Raw genomic sequence first — 14,837 nt, forward strand, 5'->3', positions numbered from 1 at the left:
CGATGCACACGCGAACAATCGCGGTGCGGAGCACCATCGCCGGTGCCGTCGCCCTCGGCACGGCCCTGACGGTCCTCCCCGCCGTAGCAGCCAGTACGAACGCCCCGAGCGCGGGCACCGCCGCGGCCAGCGCCTCGGCCACCGCCACCGGCACCGCCGTCCCGGCCAATCCGAGCGCGCAGCCCACCACCGGGCCCGCCGCGAGCGGGATGCCGACGACGGGCGCGCCCGCGAGCCCCGGCCAGCCCAGCCCTGCGCAGACGGAGGACGAGGGCGGCCTCACCGCCGTCGACCGGCCCGATGTCCTGCAGCCGGCCTCGAGCGACGACTCGGCGCCGGCAGCGCCCACCGTCAAGGCCGGCCGCGGCATCTCCGCCGGCGACACGGCCTACGTGGCGGTGCCCGTCGCCACGCTGTGGAAGTCGCCGAGCGCGCCGCGCAAGGTCGACCGGCCGGCGCTGGGCAACCCCGCGGACATCGCGGCCTGGACGAAGGCGCTGAAGACCACCGAGCTGCGCCGTGGGCTCACCGGTCGCACGGAGACCCAGGCGCTCTACGGCGACGCGGTCACCGTCCTCGCGACGAAGGGCTCCTGGGCGAAGGTGGGCGTGGCCCGCGAGCCCGCGCCCGGCGCCGAGCACGGCTACGAGGCGTGGCTGCCGGCCAAGCAGCTGCTCGACAACAAGGACTACGCCGAGCAGGCCGAGTCCGCCGCGGTCGCCACCGTCACCGCGAAGGCCACCCGCCTGCGCCCGAACCCGGGGGCGAAGGACGACTCGGGCATCGAGGTGCCGCTCAACACCGAGCTGCCGGCCCTGGCCGGCACGGACGACGAGGTGCGCGTGGGCCTGCCCGACGGCTCCAAGGCGTGGGCGAAGTCCGCCGATATGGATGTGCGCGCCCACGGCGAGCCGGTCCCGGCACCCAAGCCGGCCGAGCTCGTCGCGACCGCCAAGCAGTTCACGGGCCTCAGGTACCTGTGGGGCGGCACCTCGGCCTACGGCTTCGACTGCTCCGGCTTCACCTATTCCGTCTACCGCGCCCACGGCATCGAGCTGCCGCGCGACTCCGGCCCGCAGTTTAAGGCGGGCAAGGCGGTCTCCACGTCCGAGCTGCAGCCCGGCGACCTGCTCTTCTTCGCCCAGCCGGGCGGCACCGGCAGCGTCCACCACGTCGGCATGTACATCGGCGACGGCAAGATGATCCACGCGCCCAACGCCTCGACGTCGGTGAAGGTCTCCGACTGGCGGGACTGGGACTCGCGCGGCGAGTTCGCCGGGGCGCGCCGGTACCTGTGAGCCCCATGATCCCGTGAGCACGCCGACCCCGTGAGCACGGGAGCCCGATCATGAGCGCGCGGCCGCGGTGGGGGATTGTCCTCAATCCCATCCACCCGGCCGCGCGCTCGCGCGTGCGGGCGCTGTGCGCGCTCCTCGACCACCGCGGCATCGCGTGGGAGCTCGCGCTCACCACGCCGGTTCGTCCGGGCGCGGCCCAGGCCGCGCGCCTGGCCGCCCGCGGGGTGCAGGCGCTTGCCGTGGTGGGCGGGGACGGCACGCTGCGCGCGTGCGCCCAGGGCCTGCTGGGCTGCGGTGAGGATGCGGCAGCCGCTGCCCCGCCCCCCTCCGCCCCCGAGGCGCCGGGCGCCGCGCCCCAGCCCGTGCTGGTGCCCATCCCCACAGGCACGGCGAACCTGTTCGCCGGGGCGCTCGGCATCACCCGGCGGACTCCGCTGGAGGCCCTGCTCGCGGCGCCGGTGCGCCGCGTGGATGCGGGGCACGCCGAGCTGACCCGCGGCCGCGGGGACGACCACCGGGAGACGCGCATCTTCCTCACCGCGGCCGGCATGGGCCACGATGCGCGCACGATCACGCGGATACGCCGGCGCACGGCAATCCGCGGGCTGGGACATGCGGGAGCGCGGTGGCTGGCCTATCCGCTGGCCGGCGTACCGCTGCTGGGCGCCGCGCCGTTCGCCGCGCGCGTGCGGTGGGAGGCCGCCGTGGGGGCAGGGGAGGAGACGCGCGTGCGAGCGTGGAGCCTCCTGGCCGGCCTGGGGCCCGGGCTGCCCGCCCCGCTGCGCGCCTTCCCCGGCCGCGCCGACGACGGCGCGCTCGACCTCCTCGCCTGCTGTCCGCGCACCTCGCCGGTGGGCCGCTGGGCCGACTGGGCGGCGGTGGCCGCGAGCGCCCTGCCCGGGCGCGGCGCGGGAGGCCCCGCACTGAGGGGGCAACACTCCCGCGCCGGCGAGTCTCCCGAGCGCGCGGGCGACGCGGCGGCGGCCCGCGGGACAGGCGCGCACCCGCTGCGCCGCGCGCGGGCGCGCACCGTAGTCGTCGAGCCGCTCACACCCCAGCCCGTCCAGCTCGACGGCGAGGCGGTGTCGGGCATCGTGCGGTTGCGCGCCGAGGCGCTGCCCGGCGCGCTGCGCGCCGCCGCCCCGCGCATCCGCTGAGCGCCCGCCGCCGGGGCCGCCGCGCCCCGGCCGAGCGCTCCGAGCCGGTTCGCGGCACAATGAGCGGCATGGACGACACGCAGCCCGCCATGGGGGCAGACCCGGTGCAGCCGGATGGCCCGCGCGCGCAGCAGCGCTCCGCGGGCGGCGAACCCGGTGCGCTCAGCTCGGTGACCGTCACGCGCACGGGACCCGGCAGGCTGCGGGCGCAGGCGCCCGGCGGGGCAGCCGTGGAATTCGGGACCGCGGACGGCCTGCTGAGCCCGGCCGAGCTGCTGCTCGCCGCGCTGGCCGGCTGCATGGCCGCGACCGTCGAGGAGCCGCTGAGCCGCGCGGGGGAGCCGGAGCTCCTCGAGCTCACCGCGCGCGCCCGGCACCAGAGCGGGGCCGACGGGGAGAACACCCTGGCCGACCTCGGCCTCGAGGCCCGCCTGCGGCTGGCCGCGGGGCCCGGGGGCGAGGCCCGCACCGCCGAGCGCGCCCGCCGGCTGCTCGACCTCGCCCATGAGCGCTACTGCACGGTCTCGCGGACCCTGCACCACGGCGCCGATGCGCAGCTGAGCTCCCACATCGACGTGGGCGGGATCGGCTCCGCGGCGCACGGGGAGGCGGGCGCACCGTGAGGCGTCACCCCACGGAGAGCTCGCCCATCTCCTCCCAGCCATTGCCCTCGACCTTGCGGGAGATGATGCGCGGAGTGGCCACGAGGTACTGCGGGAACTCCTCCTGCATCGTCGCGAAGTGCGCGCTGCTCACGTGCACCGCGGCCGCCTCGTCGTCGGCGAAGCCCTCGACGAGCACGTATTCGCTCGGATCGTCCAGGCTGCGCGACCAGTCGAACCACAGGTTGCCCGGCTCCGCGCGGGTGGCCCGGGTGAACGCCGCGGACAGCTCGGGCCACGCCTGCGCATACTGCGGCTTGACGGGGAAGCGAACGACGATGAGGTACACGGCGACTCCTTTCGGCAGGCGCCCGGTGAGGCGGGCGGCCCATGGGGGCGTTGATCGGGGCTCACGGTACCAAGCCCTGTGCAAGGGCGGGTGGCGCGGATGAGCCGCGCGCAGCAGGACGGCCCGCCGCGCCCCGTGGCCGGTGGGGGTGCCGCACTGCTTCCGGATGCCGTGCGGGTCGCCGTCATCGGCGCGGGGCAGGCCGGGCTGTCCGCGGCCTACCACCTGCAGCGCAGGGGCCTGGAGCCGGGCCGGGACTTCGCGCTGCTCGACGAGAATCCGGCGCCCGGCGGGGCCTGGCAGCACCGCTGGCCCAGCCTCACGCTGTCCAACGTCAACCGCATCAACGACCTGCCGGGCCTGCCCATGGCGCAGGCGGGCAGCGCGGCGGACTCGATCCGCGCCTCGGCGGCGGTGCCCGCCTACTACGCCGCCTACGAGGAGCGGCTGGGCCTGCGCGCTCACCGGCCGGTCAGCGTGGACCGGGTGCGCGAGGACGCGGGCGCGCTGCGCCTGGAGCTGCGCACTCCGGCCGGGCCGGGCGCACTGCGCGCGGACGCGGTGGTGAGCGCCACGGGCACGTGGGATCGGCCCTATGTGCCCTACTACCCGGGCGCAGCGGCGTTCGGCGGGCGGCAGCTGCACACGCACGACTACCGCTCACCGGGCGAGTTCGCCGGGCAGCGGGTGGCGGTCGTGGGCGGGGGGATCTCCGCGGTGCAGCTGCTCCAGGAGATCGCCCAGGTGGCCGAGGTCGCCTGGTTCACCCGCCGGCCGCCGGAGTTCACGGACCGGGAGTTCACCCCGGAGCTCGGCCACGCGGTCATCGCGCGCGTCGAGGAGCGGGTGCGCCGCGGTGAACGGCCCGGCTCCGTGGTCTCGAACACCGCACTGCCGCTCACCCCGGGCCTGCGCGCGGCGCGCGCGGCCGGCATCCTCACCGCCCGGCCCATGTTCGCAGCGCTCACGGGGGCCGGCGTCGTGCAGGGGCCCGGCGATGCTCGGCCGGGACAGACCGAGGCCTTCGACGCGATCCTGTGGTGCACCGGCTTCCGCTTCCGGCTCGACCACCTGGCGCCGCTGCGCCTGCGCGAGCCCGGCGGCGGGGTGCGCATGGACGGCAGGCTCGCCACCCGGGTGGCCCGCGATCACCGGATCCACCTGCCCGGCTACGGCCCCACCGCCTCGACGATCGGGGCCAACCGGGCCGGGCGGGCCGTGGCCCGCGAGCTCATGGAGCTGCTGGGGGCCTAGCGCGGGCGGGGCCCAGCGCCTCGGCTTAGCGGCCGGGCCGCGCCGCGGCCCCGGCCTGGGCCTGGGCCGCGCGCTTGCGGCGGCGGCCCACGAGGAACATGCGCGCCGAGCCGATCGCCCCGGCCAGCAGCACGCCCGCGATCGCGGCGAAGAGGATCGCGGCGCCCAGCGGCAGCGTGAAGGACCAGCCCAGGAAGTGGATGTTCGACGGCACGTTGTTCTGCAGCACGAACACGAGCAGCAGGACGAGCAGCAGCGCGCTGACGATGAGCGCGATCCACATGCCCGTGGAGATCGGCGAGGAGCGCACGCGGGGCGCCGCCTCACCGCGCGGCCGCGGTGCCGGTGCGCCGCCGCGCCGTGCGGGCTCGCCCGTGCGGGGCGCGCCGCCGGACTCGCGCGCATCGAGCGCGTCGAGTTCGGCCAGCGCGTCGTCGCCGGAGATCGCGTCGTCGGGACGGCTCACACGTCTTCCTTCGCGAGCGTGCCGATGATCTCGTTGAGGGTCTTCGACGGCCGCATGACCGCGTTGACCTTCTCCGTGTCCGGCTCGTAGTAGCCGCCCAGCTCCACGGGCGATCCCTGGACGCCCAGGAGCTCGGCGGTGATCGTGTCCTCGTTCTCCCGCAGGCGCTTGGCGACCTCGGCGAACGCCTCGGCGAGCTCCGCGTCCTCGGTCTGCTTGGCCAGCTCCTCGGCCCAGTAGAGGGCCAGGTAGAAGTGCGAGCCGCGGTTGTCGATCTCGCCGACCGTGCGCGAGGGGGAGCGGTTCTCGTTGAGGAAGGTGCCCGTGGCCTCGTCGAGCGCCGCGGCGAGCACGCCGGCGCGCTTGTTGTCCTCCGTGTTGAGCAGGTGGCGCAGGCTCTCCGCGATCGCGAAGAACTCGCCCAGGGAGTCCCACCGCAGGTGGTTCTCCTCGAGCAGCTGCTGGACGTGCTTGGGCGCCGAACCGCCCGCTCCCGTCTCGAACAGGCCACCGCCGGCGATGAGCGGGACGACGGAGAGCATCTTCGCGCTGGTGCCGAGCTCGAGGATGGGGAAGAGGTCCGTGTTGTAGTCGCGCAGCACGTTGCCCGTCACGGAGATCGTGTCCTCCCCGCGGCGGATGCGCTCAAGGGAGAGCTTCGTGGCGGCCACCGGGTCCATGATCCGGATGTCGAGGCCGTTCGTGTCGTGCTCGCCCAGGTACTCCTCGACCTTCGCGATGAGGTTGCGGTCGTGCGCGCGGGTCTCGTCGAGCCAGAACACCGCGGGGGTCTCGGACAGGCGCGCGCGGGTGACGGCGAGCTTCACCCAGTCGCGGATCGGCACGTCCTTCGTCTGGCAGGCGCGCCAGATGTCACCGGGCTCCACGGCGTGGCTCATGAGCACGTCGCCGGCCGCGTTGACGACCTCGACCGTGCCGTCCTCGTGGATCTCGAACGTCTTGTCGTGGCTGCCGTACTCCTCGGCCTTCTGCGCCATGAGCCCCACGTTGGGCACCGAGCCCATGGTCGAGGGGTCGAACGCGCCGTTGGCCTTGCAGTCCTCGACGGTGGCCGCGTAGATGCCGGCGTAGCTGGAGTCGGGGATGACGGCCAGCGTGTCCGCCTCCTTGCCGTCCGGGCCCCACATCTTGCCGCCGATGCGGATCATCGCCGGCATCGAGGCATCGACGATGACGTCGGAGGGCACCGCGAGGTTCGAGATGCCCTTGTCGGAGTTGACCATCGCGAGCTCGGGGCCGTCGGCGAGGCCCTTCTCGATGCCCTCCTTCACGCCCGCGGCGACCTCCGGATCGAGGGCGTCGAGGCCCGCGAGGATGCCGGCCAGGCCGTTGTCCGGGGTGAGCCCCGCGGCGTAGAGCTGCTCGCCGTAGCGGTCGAAGACCTCCGGGAAGAACGCCTTGATGACGTGGCCGAAGAGGATGGGGTCGGAGACCTTCATCATCGTGGCCTTGAGGTGGACGGAGAAGAGCACGCCGGCCTCCTTGGCGGCGGCGATCTGCTCCGTGAGGAACGCGTCGAGGGCCTTCGCGCTGATGAACGTCGCATCGACGACTTCACCGGCGAGGACGGGCAGCGACTCCTTGAGCACGGTCGTGCCGTGGTCGGTGACGAGCCGGATCTGGAGCGTGTCGTCGGCGTCCATGACGACGGACTGCTCGTTCGTGCGGAAGTCGTCGTGGCCCATCGTGGCCACCTGCGTCTGCGAGTCCTTCGACCACTCGCCCATCGAGTGCGGGTGGGCCTTGGCGAAGTTCTTCACGGCCTTGGGCGCGCGGCGGTCCGAGTTGCCCTCGCGCAGCACGGGGTTGACCGCGGAGCCCTTGACCCTGTCGTAGCGCGCGCGGACGTCCTTCTCCTCGTCCGTCTTGGGCTCGTCGGGGTAGTCGGGGATCGCGTAGCCCTGGCCCTGGAGCTCCTTGACCGCGGCCTTGAGCTGCGGCACGGAGGCGGAGATGTTGGGCAGCTTGATGATGTTGGCCTCGGGGCTCTGCGTGAGCTCGCCGAGCTCCGCCAGCGCATCGTCCTGCTGGCGGTCCTGGGGCAGGTAGTCGGGGAACTGGGCGAGGATGCGGGCGGCCAGGGAGATGTCGCGGGTCTCGACCTCGACGCCGGCGGTGGTGGCGAAGGCCTCGAGGATGGGCTTGAGCGAGTGCGTCGCCATGAGCGGCGCCTCGTCGGTGCGGGTGTACATGATCTTCGCCATGGGGGTGACCACTCCAGATCTGTTGGGTGAGGACTTGGTGATTCCGCCGCCCAGTCTATTACTCGCCGCCCGCCCCGGTCCCAGTCCGCGGACGCGCGGGGCGGGCGGCCGCGGGCGGGGCCGGCTGCGTGGGCCGGCCCGGCTGCGGGCCGGTAGGATCGAGCGGGCCCGCGGCCCGGGAGCGCATGTGCCTCCGGGGCGCGCAGCCGCCGAGCCCCGCGGTCAGTGGTGAGGCGCACACTGTGAGTCCGCGCACGGCGCGGGGAGGGAGCCGCCGGTGGCCAAGCTGTACTTCCGGTACGGGGCGATGAATTCGGGGAAGTCGACGGCGCTGCTGCAGGCGGCGTTCAACTACGAGGAGCGCGGGCAGCGCGTGCTGCTCGCCAAGCCCGCGATCGACACGAAGGGCGCGGCGGAGGTCGTCTCGCGCCTCGGGGTGGCGCGCACCGCGGACTTCCTCATCGGCGCGCAGGCCGATGTCGAGGAGCTGTTCGCCGACGTCGCGGGCTACGTCGACCACGATGCCCTCCTCGAGAGCCTCGACGTGCCGGTGGCGCCCGTCGCCTGCCTCCTCATCGACGAGGCGCAGTTCCTCACCCCGGCGCAGGTGGACGGCCTCATGCGGATCGCCACCCTGCGCCGCGTGCCCGTCATGTGCTACGGGATCCGCACCGACTTCCGGACCCGGGCGTTCCCGGGTTCGGCCCGGCTGCTCGAGATCGCCCACACGCTCGAGGAGCTCAAGACCATCTGCCGGTGCGGGCGCAAGGCCATGTTCAACGGCCGCCGAGTGGACGGGCGATTCGTCTTCGCCGGTGACCAGGTCGCCATCGACGGCCTCGACGTGGCCTACGAGTCGTTGTGCCCGCGCTGCTACCTGGCCGAATCAGGCGGCACGCTGGCGTAGGCGAGCTCGGTGGCAGCGGGCCCGCGGCACCTCAGCGCACCGGCCGCCGCCGTCGCCGGAGCCGCCGCCGTCGCTAGAGTGGGGCCATGCCCGCCTACACGCTCGTCAACGAACCCGCCCCCGAAGCCCCGCTGCTGGTCCTCGGCCCGCCGCTGGGCACCTCGGCGGAGGTGTGGGCCGGCGTCGCCTACCGCTTCGCCGACGACTACACGGTCGCCCTGCTCGACCTGCCCGGCCACGGCCTGGACGCCGCGCGCGCGGACCGGGTGCCGGACTCGCTGACCGTCGAGGACATCGCCGCCGGGGCCGTGGCCGTCGCGGACGAGCTGGGCCGCGAGCGCTTCCACTACGCCGGGTGCTCGATCTCCGGCGGCGCCGGCCTGGTGCTCGGCGCCGAGCACGCGCACCGCCTCGCCTCCCTGAGCGTGCTGTGCGCGGGCCCCCGCTTCGGCACCCCCGAGGCATGGGAGGCGCGGATCGCCGACGTCGCCGCCGACGGCACCGGCTCCCTCATCCCGGACACCGCGGACCGCTGGTTCGCCGCGGGCTTCCTCGACGAGGACATCGCCGCCGGTCCCATGGTGCTCGAGATGCTGCGCCGCACCGACGACCGCGCCTACATCGCCTGCTGCCGGGCGCTCGCCCGCTTCGATGCGGACGCCCGCGTCGAGTCGATCGCCGCGCCCGCGCTCTTCCTCGCCGGCGCGCAGGACCTGGGCAACACGCCCGAGGACATGGAGGCGCTCGCGGCCCGGGTCGAGGGAGCCTCCTTCGCCGTCATCCCGGATGCGGCTCACCTCGTCATGGTCGAGCACCCGGAGCTCGTCGCCGAGCGCCTCGAGCGCCACCTCGCAGCCCACGACTGAACCGCCGCACGTCACCACCGCCTCGCGCGGTTCCGCCGACCCACCGCGGCCCGCCGCCGCACCCTCGAGAGGACGCCCCATGCCCACCGCACCCCGCCTGTTCGAGCCCATCGCCCTGCGCGGCCTGAGCGTGCGCAACCGCGCGTGGCTCGCCGCCATGTGCCAGTACTCGTGCGAGGCCCGCGACGGCATGCCCGGCGACTGGCACCTCGTGCACCTGGGCGCCCGCGCCCAGGGCGGCTTCGGCCTCATCATCACGGAGGCGTCCGCCGTCGCGCCCGAGGGGCGGATCTCCCCGCAGGACGCGGGCATCTGGAACGACGAGCAGGCCGGCGCGTGGGCCCGGATCGTCGACTTCGTCCACGGGCAGGGGGCCGCGATCGGGGTGCAGCTCGCCCACGCCGGGCGCAAGGCCAGCACCTATCGGCCGTTCGCAGGCGAGCCCACGGGCACGGTCCCCGCCGCGGAGGGCGGCTGGCAGTCGGTCGGTCCCAGCACCGTCGCCTACCCGGGGCTGGCGGAGCCGGCCGAGCTGGATGCGGCCGGGATCGCCGAGGTTGTGGCCGCGTTCGCCGCCGGCGCGCGCCGAGCGATGCGGGCCGGCTTCGACACCGTGGAGATCCACGCCGCCCACGGCTACCTGCTCCACCAGTTCCTCTCCCCGCTGTCGAACCGCCGGGCCGATGCCTACGGCGGGGACCTCGCCGGCCGCTCGCGCCTGATCTTCGAGGTCATCGCGGCCGTGCGGGAGGCCGTCGGCGACGACGTGCCCGTGCTCGTGCGGATCTCCGCGAGCGAATGGGTCGACGGCGGCTTCGGCATCGACGAGGCCGTCGAGCTCAGCGTCCTCATGCAGGAGGCCGGGGTCGACCTCGTCGACGTCTCCTCCGGCGGCAACGTCCCCGCCGACATCCCCGTGGGCCCCGGTTACCAGGTCCCACTGGCCGGGGAGATCGCCGCCGCGGGCGCCGCGGTGGGTGCGGTGGGGCTCATCACGAGCCCCCAGCAGGCGGAAACGCTGCTCGTCACGGGCGAGGCAGACGTGGTCCTCCTGGCGCGTGCGGCGCTCCGCGAGCCCTCGTGGCCCCAGCGGGCTGCCCACGAGCTTGGCCTCGGCTGGCGCGCCGCCCCGTACCCGCCGCAGTACACGCGCGGCGCGTGGTGAGGCTGCGGCGGCCCTGACGGCAGTGCCGCCTCAGGCCGTGTCCGGGCCGTGCTGGTCCGGCGCCTCGGCGCCGGGTGCTGCTGCACCGTGAGGTGCTGTGTCACTTCGGAGCGCTGCGTCGCTGTGGGGTGCTGCGTCATCGCCGGGTGCTGCGTCACCGTGGGGCGCTGCCCGACCGCCTGCTGCACGGGTCTCCCGAGGCCCCGCCCCGCGGCCGGCGGTGAGCTGGAGCCCGGCCACCGCCACGACGATGACGGCGATGCCCGCCACCCTGCCGAAGGAGAACGGCTCGCCGTCCGCGAAGCCCCACGCGGCGGTGAGCGCGGCGCCCAGGCCGGTCCACATCGCGTAGGCGGTCCCCATGGGAATGGTGCGCATCGCCCAGGCCAGGCCCGCGAAGGAGGCGAAGAGCGCGCAGCCGAACGCGATCCCGGCCGTCGCGGAGCGCAGCCCGCCGCCGAGCGCGTGGGCCCAGACCGCCTCGCACGCGGCGGCGAGCACGAGGACCGCGAGCGCCGCGGGACGGCTGCGCGCCAGTGCGCCGATGCGGCCCCGCGCCCCGGCGGCCGCGCGCTCGCGCCGGCCCATCAGCTCACCGCCTTGAGCCCGACCACGCCGCCCAGCAGCATGACGACCAACCCCGCGCGCAGCAGCGTGAGGCGGTCCTGGCCGCGCGCCACGCTGAGGCCGAAGGTCGCGGCGGCGCCCACGCCCACCCAGACCGCGTAGCCGACGGAGACGGGGATGGCGCTCAGCGCCCAGGCGAGCCCGCCCATGGAGACGCCGGCGCCCACGAGGAAGAGCCCCGCACGCAGCAGAAGCTGGCGGCCGCGCAGCGCGAGGGCCAGGGCCCACAGGGGCTCACCGAGCCCGGAGAGGATGAGGACGAACCACAGCATGTCTGCCTTCCGGCCGTCTTTGCGCTGGGCGGGTACGGCTCCCTCGTCCGCGGCGCGGCTGCGCGCCTGCCCCCAGGCTGTCACATCCGCGCGCTAGGGTGAAGCCTGCGGCAGCGGCGCCCGGGGATCCACGCGGTGCCTGCCGCGGCCCACGCCCCGAGCCCCGCGCAGCGACGCGCCGGGACCCCACCGGAGGAAGCATGGAACAGCTCGAACTCGCCGACGTCACGATCCGCTGGATCTCCGTGTCCGACATGGCCAACAACGTCTACCTCATCACCGCGAACGCCTCCGGGCAGCAGGTCCTCATCGACGCCGCCGATGACGCGGACGCGATCGCGGACCTCATCGCCGCGGGCTCCGGCCGGCCGCTCACCGCGGTGCTCACGACCCATCGCCACTGGGACCACGTGCGCGCGCTCGCGGAGGTCGCCGGCGAGGGAGTCACCGCGTACGCCGGCGCCGCGGATGCGGAGGCGATCGAGGCGGAGACCGGGGCGGTCATCGACGTGCCGGTCAACCACGCCGAGGTGCTCGACTTCGACGGCTTCTCGCTCGAGGCGATCGCCCTGCGCGGGCACACGCCGGGCTCCATCGCGTTCCTCCTGCGCGACTCCTCGGGCAGGGAGGTGCTCTTCTCCGGCGACTCGCTGTTCCCGGGCGGGCCCGGCAAGACGTGGAGCGAGGCGGACTTCGCCTCGCTCATGGACGACCTGGGGGACCGGGTCTTCGCCCGGCTGGACGACGCCGTGACGGTGCTGCCCGGCCACGGGGAGGGCACGACGCTGGGCGCCGAGCGCCCGCACCTGGCGCAGTGGCGCGAGCGCGGCTGGTGAGCCGGCGCGCCCGCGTCCTCAGACGGCGCTGAGCGCGATCCCCGCCCACGCCAGCGCGGCCGCGAAGGCCGCAAGGGTGCCCCAGTGCCAGTGCGTCTCGATGCCCTGCGCCCGAGGCGCGGCGCCGGACGCCGCGAGGCGGCGGTAGTCGAGGACGCGCTGCAGGCTGGGCGGCATGTGCGGCCGCAGCTCGCCGCGCAGGCTCCGGCCGGTGGGAATGGGGGCGGGCGCGGACTGCCCACCGGCCCCGCCCGCGCCGGCGTTCGCCTCGGAGCCGCGGGCAACCGCGCGCCGGCCGGCGGCCGGCAGCGCCCACGCGGCGAGCGCTCGCCCGCCCACCGTGTTCACCCGCAGCCCGAAGCGCACATCGAAGTCGCGCACCTCGGCCCAGGGGATCCGGGCGGTGCGCACGACGTCGACGAAAGTGAGTGCGTCCGGGTCGAGTTCCACCCGGGGACGCCAGTAGAGCGCCCAGGCGAGGACTCCGACGAGGATGGGGAAGCCCAGGAGGGCCGGGGCGCGGGGGAGCGGGACGCTGAGTAACAGCGCGATTGCGACGACAGCCGCCACCGCGCCCGCCCCGACCGCCAGCACCCGCGCGCGGTGCGTGCGAACGGCCTCGGGCGCGGCGCGGGGCCCGCCCGTCGGCTCGTGCACCGGGTGCTCTGACATGCGGCTGAGTCTAGTGGGGCCGCTGCCGGCCCGCGATGTGCGCGCCTCAAGCACGCTTGGTAACAATCGGGTCACAACGTCCAGAGTGTGGACCCGGTCACGTCCCCAGAGCTTACCGTTAGGGGCAGTCCATGCAACATGCATGAGGCGTTCACGGTTTTCCCATTCTGGGAGGCGCGCGGGCGCCGGAACGACTTCCACCGCGGACTGCGCAGTCCGCGCGTCCTGACGAATGGAGAACACGTGAAGAAGCACCTCCTCACCGCCGGAGCCGGAGTGCTCGCCACGGCTATGCTGCTGTCCGCCTGCAGCCCCAACAACGGCGCCGACTCGTCGGATGAGGGCGGCTCGGGCAACCAGGACGCCGAAGTCAAGGTCATGTGGAACCAGCCGTTCTTCTCGATGAACAATGAGTCCAACACCGGCAACGCCACGGCGAACTCGAATCTCGTGTACATGATGAACGACTCCTTCAAGTACTACGACCCGGATCTGAAGCTTCAGGAGAACGAGGGCTTCGGCAAGATCGAGAAGGTCTCGGACGACCCGCTGAAGGTCAAGTACACGATCGGCGACAAGGCCAAGTGGTCCGACGGCACGCCGTACTCGGCGGCGGACCTCGTGCTGGCCTGGGGTGCTCGTAGCGGGAACTTCAACACGAAGGATGCGGACAAGGCGTCTGACGACGAGGGCAACGTCAAGAAGCAGAAGGGCGAGAACGTCGTCTTCAATGCTGCGGACCCCCAGGTGGCGCGGATCAAGGACTTCCCGGAAATCAGCTCGGACAACAAGGAAGTGACCTTCAGCTACCCGAAGCCGTTCGCGGACTGGGAGGCGAACCTGGCTCTCACGGATGGCGGCCTGCCCGCGCACATCGTCGCGAAGAAGGCCCTGGGCACCGACGACGCCCAGAAGGGCAACGACGCGGTCCTCAAGGCGTTCAAGGACAAGGACAACAAGTCGCTGACGAAGATCGCGAACACGTGGAACACCGGCTTCGACTTCACGAAGCTGCCCAGCGACAAGGACCTCCTCGTCACCACCGGCCCCTACGAGATGACCGAGTACAAGGAGAACCAGTACGTCACCCTGACGCGCCGGGACAACTACGAGGGTGACCGCAAGCCCAATATCAAGAAGGTCACGGTTCGCTACAACGAGGACCCGACCGCCGCGGTCCAGGCGCTGCAGAACGGCGAGGTCGACGCGATCCAGCCGCAGGCCACCGCGGACATCCTCAAGCAGGTCCAGGGGATCGACGGCGTCAAGACGGACACCGGCGACGACGCGACCTACGAGCACGTCGACCTGGCGATGGCCAACGGCGGGCCCTTCGACCCGAAGACCTATGGCGGGGACGCCGCGAAGGCCAAGAAGGTCCGCCAGGCGTTCCTCAAGGCGATGCCGCGCGAGAAGATCGTCAACGACATCATCAAGCCGCTCAACGACTCCGCGAAGGTCCGCAACTCCTTCATCCAGGTCCCGGGCTCGCCGAGCTACGACCAGATCGTCAAGGAAAACGGCATCGAGCAGATGTACGGTCAGCAGGACCTCGAGGGGGCCAAGAAGCTGCTCCAGGAGGCCAGCGCCTCGAAGCCCAAGGTGCGCGTCATGTACGCGAAGGACAATGCGCGCCGCCAGCAGGAGTTCCAGCTCATCAAGGAGGCCGGCGACCAGGCGGGCTTCGAGGTCGTCGACGGCGGCGACGCGCAGTGGAGCGAGCACCTGCCCGACACGAGCCGCTACGATGCCTCGCTGTTCGGCTGGCAGTCGACTTCGACGACGGTGACGGAGTCGGAGGCCAACTTCACGTCAACCGGACAGAACAACTTCGGCAAGTACTCGAACAAGGACGTCGACAAGCTCTACGATCAGCTCGGCCAGGAGCTCGATACGGGCAAGCAGGCGGAGCTCGAGGGCCAGATCGAGAAGCATCTCGTCGACGACGCCTTCGGCATCACGCTCTTCCAGTTCCCGTCGATCACCTCGTACCGCGAGCAGCTCTCGGGCATCGACAACATCACGGTTGCCCCCACCCTGTTCTGGAACTACTACGAGTGGAAGATGCAGTAAGGCGAAGCGGAGCTGCGTGACTCATCGTCCCCGCGTTGGGCGGGGCGGCCTGCGGGCCGCCCCGCCTG

Annotated in this window: 15 protein-coding genes; 9 read left to right on the forward strand and 6 right to left on the reverse strand. The window is 73.3% G+C overall.

All coding sequences use genetic code 11. The features are described from left to right. Nucleotides 1-2: 2 nt before the first annotated feature. The 3 genes from BRM1_RS00810 to BRM1_RS00820 all read left to right on the forward strand — a co-directional run bounded on the left by BRM1_RS00810 (nucleotide 3) and on the right by BRM1_RS00820 (nucleotide 3,078). Nucleotides 3-1,298, forward strand: a complete 1,296-nt coding sequence (locus tag BRM1_RS00810; protein WP_268527181.1) for a C40 family peptidase — start codon at nucleotides 3-5, stop codon at nucleotides 1,296-1,298. A 50-nt stretch (nucleotides 1,299-1,348) separates the two neighbouring features. Further along, nucleotides 1,349-2,455 (forward strand): diacylglycerol/lipid kinase family protein, encoded by a 1,107-nt coding sequence (locus BRM1_RS00815; protein ID WP_268527184.1) that lies wholly within the window; start codon nucleotides 1,349-1,351, stop codon nucleotides 2,453-2,455. A gap of 68 nt (nucleotides 2,456-2,523) precedes the next feature. Continuing rightward, nucleotides 2,524-3,078, forward strand: a complete 555-nt coding sequence (locus tag BRM1_RS00820) for an OsmC family protein (protein ID WP_268527187.1) — start codon at nucleotides 2,524-2,526, stop codon at nucleotides 3,076-3,078. Between the two features lie 4 nt (nucleotides 3,079-3,082). Here the strand turns inward: BRM1_RS00820 and BRM1_RS00825 are convergent, their stop codons facing one another. Beyond that, nucleotides 3,083-3,406 carry a putative quinol monooxygenase gene (locus BRM1_RS00825; protein WP_268527191.1) on the reverse strand — a complete coding sequence of 108 codons (324 nt, stop codon included), beginning with the start codon at nucleotides 3,404-3,406 and terminating at the stop codon, nucleotides 3,083-3,085. Nucleotides 3,407-3,505: 99 nt separating this feature from the next. Here BRM1_RS00825 and BRM1_RS00830 point away from each other — a divergent pair, with 99 nt between their 5' ends. Continuing rightward, nucleotides 3,506-4,660, forward strand: coding sequence for an FAD-dependent oxidoreductase (locus BRM1_RS00830; RefSeq protein ID WP_268527194.1), 1,155 nt, complete (start codon nucleotides 3,506-3,508; stop codon nucleotides 4,658-4,660). Nucleotides 4,661-4,685: 25 nt separating this feature from the next. Here the strand turns inward: BRM1_RS00830 and BRM1_RS00835 are convergent, their stop codons facing one another. Next, entirely contained in the window at nucleotides 4,686-5,126 is a 441-nt protein-coding gene (locus BRM1_RS00835) for a LapA family protein (protein WP_268527197.1), read from the reverse strand. Further along, nucleotides 5,123-7,351, reverse strand: coding sequence for an NADP-dependent isocitrate dehydrogenase (locus tag BRM1_RS00840; RefSeq protein WP_268527199.1), 2,229 nt, complete (start codon nucleotides 7,349-7,351; stop codon nucleotides 5,123-5,125). The genes BRM1_RS00835 and BRM1_RS00840 overlap by 4 nt, the downstream gene beginning before the upstream one ends. A gap of 277 nt (nucleotides 7,352-7,628) precedes the next feature. Between BRM1_RS00840 and BRM1_RS00845 the strand changes: the two genes are divergently transcribed. From BRM1_RS00845 to BRM1_RS00855, 3 genes are all read left to right on the forward strand, one after another. Next, nucleotides 7,629-8,258, forward strand: a complete 630-nt coding sequence (locus tag BRM1_RS00845) for a thymidine kinase (protein ID WP_160953185.1) — start codon at nucleotides 7,629-7,631, stop codon at nucleotides 8,256-8,258. An 86-nt stretch (nucleotides 8,259-8,344) separates the two neighbouring features. Then, a complete protein-coding gene (locus BRM1_RS00850) occupies nucleotides 8,345-9,124 on the forward strand; it encodes an alpha/beta fold hydrolase (RefSeq protein WP_268527203.1) in 780 nt (259 codons plus the stop codon). Between the two features lie 79 nt (nucleotides 9,125-9,203). Further along, complete coding sequence (locus BRM1_RS00855; RefSeq protein WP_268527206.1) at nucleotides 9,204-10,289, forward strand: NADH:flavin oxidoreductase/NADH oxidase; 1,086 nt, start codon at nucleotides 9,204-9,206, stop codon at nucleotides 10,287-10,289. Nucleotides 10,290-10,319: 30 nt separating this feature from the next. On the opposite strand, the gene BRM1_RS00860 is transcribed toward BRM1_RS00855, so the two are convergent. Continuing rightward, the gene (locus BRM1_RS00860; protein WP_268527208.1) at nucleotides 10,320-10,877 is read right to left on the reverse strand and encodes a DMT family transporter; all 558 of its coding nucleotides are present in this window, start codon (nucleotides 10,875-10,877) and stop codon (nucleotides 10,320-10,322) included. Then, entirely contained in the window at nucleotides 10,877-11,272 is a 396-nt protein-coding gene (locus tag BRM1_RS00865; protein ID WP_268527211.1) for a DMT family transporter, read from the reverse strand. Before BRM1_RS00865 ends, BRM1_RS00860 begins: the two co-directional genes overlap by 1 nt. A gap of 116 nt (nucleotides 11,273-11,388) precedes the next feature. On the opposite strand from BRM1_RS00865, the gene BRM1_RS00870 reads away from it, so the two are divergent. Then, nucleotides 11,389-12,024: an MBL fold metallo-hydrolase gene (locus BRM1_RS00870; RefSeq protein WP_160953181.1), complete on the forward strand. Its 636-nt coding sequence runs from the start codon at nucleotides 11,389-11,391 to the stop codon at nucleotides 12,022-12,024. 18 nt (nucleotides 12,025-12,042) lie between these two features. On the opposite strand, the gene BRM1_RS00875 is transcribed toward BRM1_RS00870, so the two are convergent. Beyond that, nucleotides 12,043-12,696: a PH domain-containing protein gene (locus BRM1_RS00875; protein ID WP_268527214.1), complete on the reverse strand. Its 654-nt coding sequence runs from the start codon at nucleotides 12,694-12,696 to the stop codon at nucleotides 12,043-12,045. Nucleotides 12,697-12,939: 243 nt separating this feature from the next. Here BRM1_RS00875 and BRM1_RS00880 point away from each other — a divergent pair, with 243 nt between their 5' ends. After that, the gene (locus BRM1_RS00880; RefSeq protein WP_160953179.1) at nucleotides 12,940-14,769 is read left to right on the forward strand and encodes an ABC transporter family substrate-binding protein; all 1,830 of its coding nucleotides are present in this window, start codon (nucleotides 12,940-12,942) and stop codon (nucleotides 14,767-14,769) included. The last annotated feature ends 68 nt before the right edge of the window (nucleotides 14,770-14,837 follow it).

Origin of the sequence: Brevibacterium sp. BRM-1 (assembly GCF_026802075.1) — a bacterium.
In the GTDB taxonomy this organism is placed as follows: Bacteria; Actinomycetota; Actinomycetes; order Actinomycetales; family Brevibacteriaceae; genus Brevibacterium; species Brevibacterium rongguiense.